Below are 11869 nucleotides of genomic sequence, written 5' to 3' on the forward strand. Positions count from 1 at the left end.
ACTGTAACTCTGATTTAATTTCAATCTTAAACCGATAAAGTATGCACCTGTCCAAGGAAGTGAATTAGGAAGCAATTATGGAAAAGCGATGTCTAGGTACTTCTGATGTCAAAATCACACCTATCCTTATGGGAACTTGACAAGCAGGTAAAAGAATGTGGGTGGGAATTGAAGATGCTGACTCGATTAAAACGATCTGAGCGGCATTTGAAGCTGGGATCACGACAATTGATACTGCCGAAGTTTATGGTGAAGGACACTCTGAGCGAATTGTCGCTGAAGCTTTATCTGATGTGCGAACTCGCGTGGAGTATGCAACGAAAGTTTTCGCTAACCATCTCAAGTATTAGACGTAGTGTCACCGACCATCTTGATAACAGTCAAATTATGTGGAATTGGTGACAATGCTGTTTAGTTAGCCATGTTTAACTCTCAAAGATCCCTTCAACTCTCTTAAAAAAATAGTTGGGGATCAAATTTATAGAGGTAGATTACAAAATCTAACAAAAGGTCAACTTTAGTAAACCAAAAGTTGCAATTCATAAACTAAGTGATAATTTAAATAATAGGACACCAAATAAAAGAAAATCAAACTAAAAGGGAAAATGACTGAGTGTCCCCTGTCATCAGCCCAAGCAAATTTCAGCAGAATCAAATATAGAAGTGGTAAAAAGCCTAACGTAGAAGGCAAAGCCAAATCCCAAAGGGGAAAAACGCAAGTATGCTGAGTTTGTTAGTTGTTTAATCCACCCTAGTTATTAACTTTCAATTACTTAATTAGTTTAACAATTTGAAACTTGTGAACTCGATAAAACCTAGTCAACCTCGACTAGGTTTTTGGTATTTTATAGTGATATAATTTTTCTCACTACGGCAGGAAGTGCCGCAATTAACAAAGTATGTTCAGTTTAATTCCCCTGCCTCTTGTGGCAGCATGTTTTGATGCCTAATTAAAATCCCCGTCACAAAACGTAATTGCGAATTGCGAATTGCGAATTGCGAATTGGTGTAAAAAAAGAGCTTGTTCAATTGGTGAAGTACAACCAAAATGAGATTAAACTAACAGACTCTCATGGGTGAAATAAGTATTCTCTAATTTATAATACCTTCGCCAAAAATGGCATAAGTTCCATCCTTGACAGATTAAGAATGGAACTATTTGTAAATAAGTAATATTGCTCAAAATCTTCTCAAAAACAGGGGTGGAATACACTATTTTGGACGTAGCGATCGCTACGTTCAAAGCAGGTATCGCGTCATCAAAAAAAGCATCACTTATTCTGACCCACAAGGTCAATACAGTATTTAATTCCATACCCACTGACTGCGTTAATTTGCAGCGTAATTACTATTGACAAAACTAATTTCATCTTCAACTGTCACAATTGAGGTAAGTAAGTAGAGATTTAGACAGTAAAACCTCATCGAAACCACCAAAAATAAAATTGTGGAAGCTCAGGCATGAGTAATGGATGCGAATGCTAACATTACCCTGGTAGCCTAAACATCTACGGTTAATCCTGTGCATTTCTGGTTATTGCTTACTTCTGACGATGCTTATGACTAAAACAACTAAGATTTTTGGCGCGAATTCTCTAAAAGTTAAAAGGCAAAAGCAGCTAGGGCGTGGTTCCCCAACTCTTGAAGACGCTGCTTCGGGTTGGGAGAAAACCAGGCTGGCTCAGTTTTTACGTTTACCTTTGTACTTCCTGATCGCTTTGCTATGCACCCTTAGTTCACCCGTGCTGGCAAAAGTTTCTGGCTCAAATAATTCCTCATCCCAACTACCAATTAACAGTTTGATGTCGCTAGCTGTGGCCGTTGAACCCGCCTCACTACTACAACAGGGCAAAGTTTTATATAATACTGGAAACTTTGCTAAGGCTGTAGAAGTGTTACAACAGGCTGTCCAAAGATATAAGCAGCAAGGGGAGAGCCTCAGACTGGCAGCGACATTAAGTAATCTTTCCCTAGCTTACCAGCAACTCGGTGCATGGAATCAGGCACAGCAGGCAATTACAGAGAGCTTAAATTTGCTCAAAGGACAAGATGAAAACCAAAATCTGCAAATATTTGCCCAATCACTGGATATTCAAGGTCGTCTGCAACTGACAATGGGACGGACGGAGGCGGCTTTAGCAACTTGGCGGCAGACAGAAGAAATTTACAAGGAACTAGATAATAAAAGTGGCGTGGTGCGATCGCTAATCAATCAAGCACAGGCGTGGCGAACCCAAGGATTTTACCCTCGGTCTGTCAAAACACTCGATCAGGTTAGTCAGACGTTAAAATCTCAATCAGACTCTATAGAAAAAACAGTGAGTTTGCGATCGCTCGGTGATGCCCTTTTGGTATTGGGCGATTTGGAAAAGTCACGCCAGGTGCTAGAAGAAAGTCTGAAGATTGCTCGAAACCTGCAATCAAACGCTGATATTGGGGCTAGTCTGTTTAGCCTGGGAAATAATGCCCGTAAACAACAAGACAAAGCAAAGGCGATCGCCTATTATCAACAAACAGTCCAAGCATCTCCCTCACCTCTGACAAAAGTCCAAGCGCAACTGAATCACCTCGGTCTAATCATTGAAGATCAACAATGGGCAAAGGTTCAAACTCTCTTGCCGTTGATTGAGTCCCAACTCGACCAACTCCCCCTCAGCCGTGCTAGTATTTACGCCCAGGTTAATTTTTCACAAAATCTAACAAAAGTCAAGAGTGGTGTATTGCAAGCAAGAAGTCAGAATTACTACTCAATATTCAGTACAAAAGACTCAGCACTATTACTCGCCAGGGCCATCCAGCAATCCCGCAGTTTAGGGGACAATCGGGCACAAGCCTATGCTCTGAAGAGTTTAGGCGGCTTGTACGAAGAAACTGGACAGTGGTCAGAGGCCCAAGACCTTACCCGGCAAGGATTAGCTTTGGCACAGAGCAGCAATGCACCAGAAATTACCTATATATTAGAGTGGCAGTTAGGTAGATTGCTCTCGGCACAAAAAGATATTAATGGGGCGATCGCGGCATATGATGCTGCTGTGGAAACTCTTCAGTCTCTTCGCAAAGATTTAGTAGTCAATAAAGATATAGTCAACCAAGATGTGCAATTTAACTTCCGGGACAGCGTAGAACCCATCTACCGACAGTCAGTAGAGTTACTGCTGAAATCCCAAGAAGGAAAATCAGATGAAAAAATATTGGAGAAAGTACGCCAGAGGATTGAAGCACTCCAACTAGCAGAATTGGACGACTTCTTCCGCGAAGCTTGCCTACAAGGTCAAAGAGTAGCCCTCGATCAAGTAGTAGACAAAGATAATCCCACGGCTGCCATCCTTTATCCGATTATTCTTCCTAACGAACTCCAGGTAATTGTCAAAATTCCCAAACAACCCCTGCAAAACTACACTACTCAGATTTCCCACACAGAAGTAGAGAAACTCTTAGTAGAACTGCGAAAAAATCTTGTTAATCCCACCGCTACCAAAGCCGTCCAAACTCACTCACACGAAGTTTACAACTGGCTGCTCAAACCCATTGAGTCACAATTACAAAAAAGTGGCGTAGATACCCTAGTGTTCGTCCTGGATGGGCCATTACGCAATTTACCAATGGCAGCTCTCTATGATGGTAAGCAATATTTAGTAGAGAAATATGCGATCGCTCTGAGTGTGGGTCTGCAACTCCTCGACCCCAAACCGCTAGTAAAACAGCAGCTAAGAGCGCTAACCGCAGGATTAACTCAGCCACCGCCAGGGTTTTCCAATTTTCCACCATTACTGGGGATCAAATCTGAATTCGAGGGCATTACCAAAGCAGGAGTCTCGACAACTAGCTTACTAGATGTCGATTTTAAGAAAAAGAATTTAGTGAGGGAAATTGGTGCTGCTTCATTTAACATAGTACATTTAGCAACCCACGGTCAGTTTAGTTCCCGCCTTGAAGACACTTTTATTTTAGATTTTGATGGTGAGATCAATGTCAAGGATTTTGATACTCTCTTCCGCAGTCAGGATAAAACCATAGTAGAACTATTAGTTTTGAGTGCTTGTCAGACAGCAGCAGGAGACAGCCGTGCAGCACTTGGTCTAGCAGGAGCGGCTGTACGAGCTGGGGCACGCAGTACCATCGCCTCCCTATGGCAGATTGATGATGAATCGACGGCAATGTTTGTTAGTGCCTTCTATCGAGAACTCAAGAATGGCAATATATCCAAAGCCGAAGCTATCCACCGTGCCCAGCTACAACTGCTGAAACATCCTAACTACAAAGCACCAAGCTTTTGGTCTGCCTATGTGTTGATTGGCAATTGGTTGTAATTTTGAGACTGGGGCGATCGTTAGAGAAATTCACGGTTTTACGTTTGCGTACAAATATAGCGTTTCCTAATAAGAATCAGATACAGCTTAATCTCACCCTGATAAAGAATATAGCGGTTCTCAGTTGAGTGAGGTACAAGAATCATCTCTGGATTCAGCAATGCCGGATTTTATTATGCAGTACTCAATGATTTGTCTGCTGATGTTGCTGTGGTTGTTCTGAGACAACACCGATGCAATACCGCAAGGTGTCTTGACATCTTCCTTTTTAAGTTTCGTAGTCTTGCGGTGCGTTATGGCAATTAAGTTAAAAAATTGAGATTTATCGGCATATTTTCGATTTTATATGCCCTAGCGTTCTTTTTTCAACTCTTTACGTCTTATATCTAAACTTTGCGCCTTAAAATCACGATTTTTTTCTTAAAATCACGATTTTTTTCTTAAAATCATGATTTTTTTCTTAAAGTCACGATTTTTTTCTTAAAGTCACGATTTTTTTCTTAAAATCATGATTTTTTTCTTAAAATCATGATTTTTTTCTAGGACTTTCGCACTGTACAAATTTATTATCTTGTGCATCAAGCAGAATACGTCGTTTCAGGCTTTTAGAAATCATCCTTTGATAAATAGCGTAGGCGCAGCCCGCCGTAGGCATCGCCTAAAAAGTGTCGAAAAATCTAGGTTCAATGGTTGAAATCCATACTACATATTTAATTTTTCCTGTCAATGCCTAAGTCCTAACCAATACAACCATTCTCGCGTGATTATTTGGTAAGTTTCCCGTTCACGTCCAAGACCTAAACCAATTTCCGGCATCCAGATTTTATCGCCTGGTTATAAAATATATTCACCATTAACTAAGGGAAATTGGCTATATCGCTGATAGCGATCGTTTGGCAGATGCTGAGTTGACAAGAGGCAGGGAAAAACCAAAAACGATTATTTTCAAGAATGGTAATAGAGCAACTACCCACTCCGCAATCTAAAATCTAAAAATCATTACGGCAATTAGCTGGTTTCTCCCACGAACTATGAAGCGTGGTTGTGGGCGCATCAGCTATTAGTACAATCTCTCCTTTTGCATTTCTCACCCACCCTTGCGCTTCCACAATCGGCGCTGATGTCGGCCTAGTTGCCTGAGTAGAAACATCTGTACTAATGTGGTTTTCATTCCTTGGGTCGAGAGTTACCCAATCAACCAGAACTGCATTAGGAGAAAGAAGATCATAGGGATTGCGGGGTAAACCGCCACGTCCAGTGATCGTAAAACTGCTCTTATTTTGTGCTGTACCCGCTTGACAGACTTGCGACACTTTAGTATTAACAGGTACGGCTGGTAAATTAATTAATAATCCTCGATAGGGGTCAACATCAAGGGTGTTAATTTTTACAATGCCGCTTAAATTAGGACTTATTTGAGAAATTGCCGTAATATCATTTGTCTGAAGTTTACCCGGGTCTGAATCATTAGGGCGCAACCTTTTAAGGTCTTCGCTAGTTAGTGACGCAATTCCAAAAATCTTAGTAGCCTTGATTGTGACTGTTCCCCCTTTACCATTGTAAGCATTGGCGGTGATGTCGCTGTTTTCATTTGGTTTAGCGACGATGAAGCCGTCAGGGGCACTAATGGTGATCTTACCGCCATCTCCACCAGCCCCATCAGTGCCTGCTGAGGTAGAAATCTGACTGTTGCGGCGCAGTAGCAATAAGTCTCGTAGGTTCAAATCAATATTGCCACCATTACCGGAGTTAGCTTGACCACTGAGCTGGCCATTATCCAAATTGATAGAACGAGCAGTGATTTCTAAATCACCTGCCTTTTTTGTGCCTTGACTGCTCACAGTTATCTCACCGTTATTTAAGACATTTAATTCTTTAGCCTTAACTATGATGCTTCCCCCATTTCCAGTAGACTCTTTATAAGTGGAAGCTGAAACCTCCGCCCCATCTTGAACAATCAACTGCCCAGTTTTAATCTTCAATTCTCCGGCATTTCCAGCGCCTTGTGTTACAGTAAACAAGCCACTGGGATAATCATCTCCTGGCAAAGTTCCAATGAGTTGGATAGAGTCCGCAGTTACAGACAACGTTCCTCCCTGTCCCTGGTTACTAGTGGAAGCTCTAACCTGCGAGCCATCTTGAACAATCAACCGCCCAGTTTCAATCCTTAATTCTCCGGCAGTTGCAGTTCTTGTTGTCTCAGTTGACAGACTGCTTCCTCCCAAGAGTTCTACTAACTCGGATGCGTTCACCACTAATACTCCTCCCGATTTTGAGACTAGGGTATCAACCGCAATATATGAACCATCGGCGAGTGTAACGCGCTTGCCTTGTACCTGAATACTACCACCGCCTTCACCACTAGCATCTACTGCTGCATGATTGGTAAGAGATACATCTGCTCGCGCTACACTATCAGGAAAACTTAAGCGGAAATTGTTGTTATCAATGTTCAACCCTACCGCTCCTACTCCTGCCAATCCTCCTAATTCGACTCGACCATCTGGAGCAGACATGAACGCTCCTTCTAAATTCACATCGCCTCCCAATAGCACTAAACTCTGACTCTCAAGAACGGATAGAGTTGCTTCATTGACTTTAATAGGCTGGGATAGAATTTGATTGAATAGAAATGCAGAAGGATTCACTCTCAGCAAGGGGTTAAGCGGATTGACGGGTGAAATCATAGAAAATTCTCCACCACCTGGAAACCGGATCGCACTGGCTGTTGTTGCGATAAATGAACCGCCAATAATTAATTGGCAATATCCTCCAAATATAATGCCGTTGGGATTTATTAAAAAGAGATTAGCTTTACCTTCAGTTTGAAGTGTTCCCTGGATGTCAGAGGGATTTCCCCCTGTAACTCGCACCAAAATATTGTTGATGGTAGGGGCGTTATTGAAATTGACTACCTCGTTGCTTTTAACACTAAAGTTGCTGAAACTATGGAATAAATTTGTATTGCCAACGGTTGTACCCCCTGTAATATCCAAGGTTGTGTTATCCATTCGCTTTACTTGAGTTCCCACAGATGGATCAGGAGTCACCTGAGCGCATGTGCGATCGCCTCCTTCTATTCCAATCGCACCGACTAGAATCACCAAGCCCAACAACTTTAAGTGACAACCATAACCAAACCAGTTTCTTAAACTCACAGAACTTGTCTCCTAACCCTTGAAAGTTACTTCATTGCAAGATAGAACACCACTTTAGGAATAAGAATTAAATAACATACAATTTATGTCCTTGGCTTACCTCACCCTCAATCCCTCTCCTTATAAAGGAGAGGGAAGCTAGATACAAGATAAAGTTTTGCATTTTATTTAATTCACGTTCCTTAGTAATGCTTGTGCGAACCTTTGCCCCTACCCCTCTCCAGGTAACTCTGCTGGAAGGTTAGGTTTTTGATTACTAATCCGCTGTTGTGACAGTAGTGACTGGATAAATTTTAGAACTTAGGCGCTTTACCAAAGAATCATCCTGTATATCAACCTAAATACGTCGTTTTAGCCTTTTACAAATCACCCTTTATTGCTTGCATAAACTAGCAAAACCACAGCGAAAAGTGTATCGCGTCGGTTCCCACTGATGCCTGCGGCAACGCCAAAGGCAAACTTTTAGCGACGCAGGAGCGTCACTTTTAAAGACAGGCATCGCAAAAAGGTAATTGAAAAATCTAATTAGAAGCCTTGAAAATCATACCTGCTATTTTGGCTTTTCTGTCACTGCGTAAGTCCTAAGCTAATGAGCATTTAAGTTGTATAAAAGCAGGGATAGAGCCGCTTAATACAAGCGAATCATTCTGGAAAAATGAATGACGATTAGCTTAAAAATAATTACCAAAGTGAAGGTTAGGAGGTAGCCAAGCTAACTGCTGACTAAGATAATATAGAGCACCAGTGTTTTCGTTATAGCTTAAATAATCAGGTAATCCGATACCCCCACCAACTATTATTGCAGGAGCTTTATATTCAGATATAGGTATAAAAGGAGCAAGTGTCACACTCTCACTCGAAACTCTTGTTGATTGTAAAGCATCAGTTGTATACTTAGTAAATTTAATAGCATTTTCAGAAGATTTAATAGAAGCAAAGGTGTCATAATCCTTGCCACCAGTGAGAATATCATTACCTGATCTAGCTATTAGAGTGTCATCGTCTTTATAACCTTTAGAGATGGCGTCAGTGACACTGCTAATAAAAGGGATAGGAGAAGTAGTAATTTCAAGATGATCATCATTAACTGAGAAGTTTGTAATTGTATCAATCCCGCCACCTGAGTAATTCAGGACAAAGGTATTTCTACCTGTACCACCAGTGAGAATGTCATCACCATCTCCTCCATCTAAGTAGTTGTCACCCGACCCGCCTATTAGAGTGTCATTACCTCCATAGCCGTATATTTGATTGTCTCCTTCAGTCCCAGTTAGATAGTCGTTTCCAGAGGTGCCTTGAATAATTGCCACGTTCCTTACTCGCAGATAAATGAGTGTTTCCACTGTTGATCTTAACTAACAATTAGTATTTAAGTGGGCGATACTGGATTTGAACCAGTGACCCCATCCGTGTGAAGGATGTGCGCTACCCCTGTGATAATCGCCCAATATTTTTAATATTATCAAAACTTACTCAGATTTACGGTTGCAAAAATACATTTAAACAAGGTGTAACCTGAATGCTAGCTGTTGCTCTTTATATAGCTAGATTTTATGAATATTTTGTAGGATAGACATCTTGTCCGTCCCAATTATGCTAGATAAAGTGTTTCAGTGCGATCGCCTGATTCATTTCTTTAGTTTATCTAAAGTCGCATCTAAGTTATCAAATTACCTTTCTAAGATAGAAGCAGCAACTATAAGTTGTCATACATGACTAAAACCCAACTAACAGCTAGTGGCTGCGAATAACACAAAAATGACTAAAGCGCCAGAATCTTTAGACTTGTCTAGCTACGACGCTACAGACAAAGCCCTAGATCGTGATTGTACAACCTTATCCCGTCACGTTTTACAGCAACTTCAGAGTTTTTCGCCAGATGCACAGGATTTAAGTGCGCTGATGAATCGCATCGCCCTGGCCGGGAAACTGGTTGCTCGTCGCATGAGTCGCGCCGGTTTAATGGAAGGCGTTCTCGGATTTACTGGGGAAGTTAATGTGCAAGGAGAATCCGTCAAAAAGATGGATGTCTATGCCAATGATGTGTTTATCTCAGTGTTTAAGCAAAGCGGCTTAGTTTGTCGCCTCGCTTCTGAGGAAATGGAAAATCCCTATTACATCCCGGAAAATTGCCCCATTGGGCGCTATACTCTGCTGTATGATCCAATTGATGGCTCATCCAACACTGATAACAATCTCAGCTTAGGTTCCATTTTCGCCATTCGCCAACAAGAAGGAACTGATAGCGATCGCAAAGCAACTGACCTCCTCACCAACGGACGTAAGCAACTCGCTGCTGGATATATCTTGTATGGCCCCTGCACAATGCTGGTTTATACTATAGGTAAGGGCGTTCATTCCTTTGTCCTTGATCCCAGCTTAGGAGAGTTTATTCTCACACAAGAAAATATCCGCATTCCTAACCACGGGTCTGTTTACAGCGTCAACGAAGGTAATTTCTGGCAGTGGGAAGAATCGATTCGAGAATACATCCGCTACGTTCATCGCACAGAAGGCTACAGCGCTCGTTATAGCGGGGCAATGGTGAGCGATATCCATAGAATTTTAGTTCAAGGCGGCGTGTTTCTCTACCCAGGTACAATTCAAAACCCAGATGGGAAATTGCGCTTGCTTTATGAAACCGCTCCTCTGGCCTTTTTGATCGAGCAAGCAGGCGGTCGTGCTACCACAGGACTGATGGATATCTTGGATGTGGTGCCAAAAAAACTGCATCAGCGCACGCCTTTAATTATTGGTAGTAAAGAGGATGTCGCAAAGGTGGAGTCTTTTACTCAAAACGGACATTAGTATCGCAAGGCAGAAGACAAAAGAAAATAAAGCTTTATTTACAAGCTTTTTAAGCTTTTTCAACTCGATAGTTATTTTTGCCATACTGCATTAGAAGACGGTGACAAAAGCATCAAGGATGCGTCTAGCCTATGGCATTAATTAAAAGTTAATCATGGTGATTTAGGATTGGAAATGGAGAATAGCACTTCTTGAAGATGTATTAAAAATTATCTCAGCTGGCCGATGCGATAAGTGATTGGCAACGCCACAATTCAGAAGTCACCATCAAATGTTGATGGGTTTTGTCAACTTCACTTAGAAACATCACTATACAGGAGTGAAACAAATTAGAGCTATGACTACCAATCATCTACTAGAAATTAAGCAATACGGTCAAAGTATCTGGATCGATAATTTGACCCGTGACATTATTCAATCAGGGGAACTCAAAGACCTGGTTGAAAAGCAAGGTATCTCTGGGATTACCTCTAACCCTGCTATCTTTGAAAAAGCGATCGCTGGTAACGTTATTTATGATGCCGATATCGAAGCCGGAGTTCGGGCTGGCTTACCGATATACAAAATTTACGAATCCCTAGTTTTTGCAGATATCCGTAATGCCTGTGATATTTTACGCCCTGTTTATGAAGCCTCGAATAAACTAGATGGTTATGTGAGTATCGAAGTACCACCAACCATCGCCGAAGATACTGAAGCAACCATAGCCGAAGCCCGGCGCTATTTCCAAGAAATTGGTCGGGAAAATTTGATGATTAAAATTCCGGGTACAGAACCTGGTTTGCCAGCAGTGGAACAGGCGATCGCTGATGGTCTAAATGTCAATATTACGCTACTGTTTTCTGTAGAAAGCTACATCAACACAGCTTGGGCTTATATTCGGGGCTTAGAAAAACGGGTGGCTGAGGGTAAAGACATCAGTAGAATTGCTTCAGTCGCTAGCTTCTTCCTGAGTCGGATCGATAGCAACATTGACAGCAAAATTGATGCTAAGTTGAAAAAAGGCGTTGATGATATTGCCGTGGAAGCAAAGCTCAGGACTGTTAAAGGGAAAGTAGCGATCGCTAACGCGAAGATTGCGTACCAAGAATACAAGAAAATCATTAAAAGCGATCGTTGGCAAGCTTTGGTAGCCAAAGGGGCCACAGTACAACGGCTACTTTGGGCTAGCACCAGCACCAAAGACCCTAACTACAGAGACGTGATGTATATCGAAGAGTTGATTGGCCGTGATACCGTCAACACCGTACCACCAGCGACAATTAAAGCTTGTGCCGATCATTGTAACGTAGGCGATCGCTTAGAAACGAATGTAGAAGAAGCTTACACACTGATCGAAAACCTCAAAGATCCCGACATCAACATCGATCTCGAAGCCGTAATGGATGAACTGTTAGTCGAAGGTATTGACAAGTTTATCCAGCCCTTCCAGTCCTTGATGAACTCTTTAGAAGAAAAGATCAAGGTATTGTCACCAGTGTAGGGCTAGGGAGTGGGGATGAGCAAGATAAGGGGGATGAGGGAGATAAGGGGGACAAGGGAGATAAGGGGGACAAGGATATAAGGAAAGTGTTTTCCCAATGCCCCATGCCC

5 protein-coding genes, 1 tRNA gene and 2 pseudogenes are annotated in these 11869 nt (G+C 41.9%); 4 read left to right on the forward strand and 4 right to left on the reverse strand.

Annotation, left to right across the window (positions count from 1 at the left end):
- Window positions 1-77: 77 nt before the first annotated feature.
- Together PUQ00_RS06835 and PUQ00_RS06840 are read left to right on the forward strand one after the other, a co-directional pair.
- Window positions 78-347: pseudogene (locus PUQ00_RS06835) on the forward strand (aldo/keto reductase); the annotation flags it as partial.
- A 1206-nt stretch (window positions 348-1553) separates the two neighbouring features.
- Entirely contained in the window at window positions 1554-4310 is a 2757-nt protein-coding gene (locus PUQ00_RS06840; protein WP_300414471.1) for a CHAT domain-containing protein, read from the forward strand.
- Between the two features lie 741 nt (window positions 4311-5051).
- Here PUQ00_RS06840 and PUQ00_RS06845 read toward each other — a convergent pair.
- The 4 genes and pseudogenes from PUQ00_RS06845 to PUQ00_RS06860 form a co-directional block, all read right to left on the reverse strand.
- Window positions 5052-5177: pseudogene (locus PUQ00_RS06845) on the reverse strand (Uma2 family endonuclease); the annotation flags it as partial.
- A gap of 122 nt (window positions 5178-5299) precedes the next feature.
- Complete coding sequence (locus PUQ00_RS06850) at window positions 5300-7468, reverse strand: filamentous hemagglutinin N-terminal domain-containing protein (protein ID WP_300414473.1); 2169 nt, start codon at window positions 7466-7468, stop codon at window positions 5300-5302.
- Window positions 7469-8139: 671 nt separating this feature from the next.
- Window positions 8140-8778, reverse strand: coding sequence for a hypothetical protein (locus PUQ00_RS06855; protein ID WP_300414475.1), 639 nt, complete (start codon window positions 8776-8778; stop codon window positions 8140-8142).
- Window positions 8779-8842: 64 nt separating this feature from the next.
- Window positions 8843-8914 (reverse strand) — tRNA-Val (locus PUQ00_RS06860).
- 312 nt (window positions 8915-9226) lie between these two features.
- On the opposite strand from PUQ00_RS06860, the gene fbp reads away from it, so the two are divergent.
- Together fbp and tal are read left to right on the forward strand one after the other, a co-directional pair.
- Window positions 9227-10276, forward strand: a complete 1050-nt coding sequence (fbp, locus tag PUQ00_RS06865) for a class 1 fructose-bisphosphatase (RefSeq protein WP_300414477.1) — start codon at window positions 9227-9229, stop codon at window positions 10274-10276.
- 337 nt (window positions 10277-10613) lie between these two features.
- On the forward strand, window positions 10614-11759 hold the full coding sequence (gene tal / locus PUQ00_RS06870) for a transaldolase (protein ID WP_300414479.1): 1146 nt from the start codon (window positions 10614-10616) through the stop codon (window positions 11757-11759).
- Window positions 11760-11869 lie beyond the last annotated feature (110 nt).

Origin of the sequence: Nostoc sp. S13, from assembly GCF_029379315.1 — a bacterium.
Taxonomy (GTDB): Bacteria; Cyanobacteriota; Cyanobacteriia; order Cyanobacteriales; family Nostocaceae; genus Nostoc.

Coding starts and splice junctions, on each gene's coding strand:
- fbp (WP_300414477.1), top strand. CDS start 9,227: ATGACTAAAGCGCCAGAATCTTTAGACTTGTCTAGCTACGACGCTACA.
- tal (WP_300414479.1), top strand. CDS start 10,614: ATGACTACCAATCATCTACTAGAAATTAAGCAATACGGTCAAAGTATC.
- PUQ00_RS06840 (WP_300414471.1), top strand. CDS start 1,554: ATGCTTATGACTAAAACAACTAAGATTTTTGGCGCGAATTCTCTAAAA.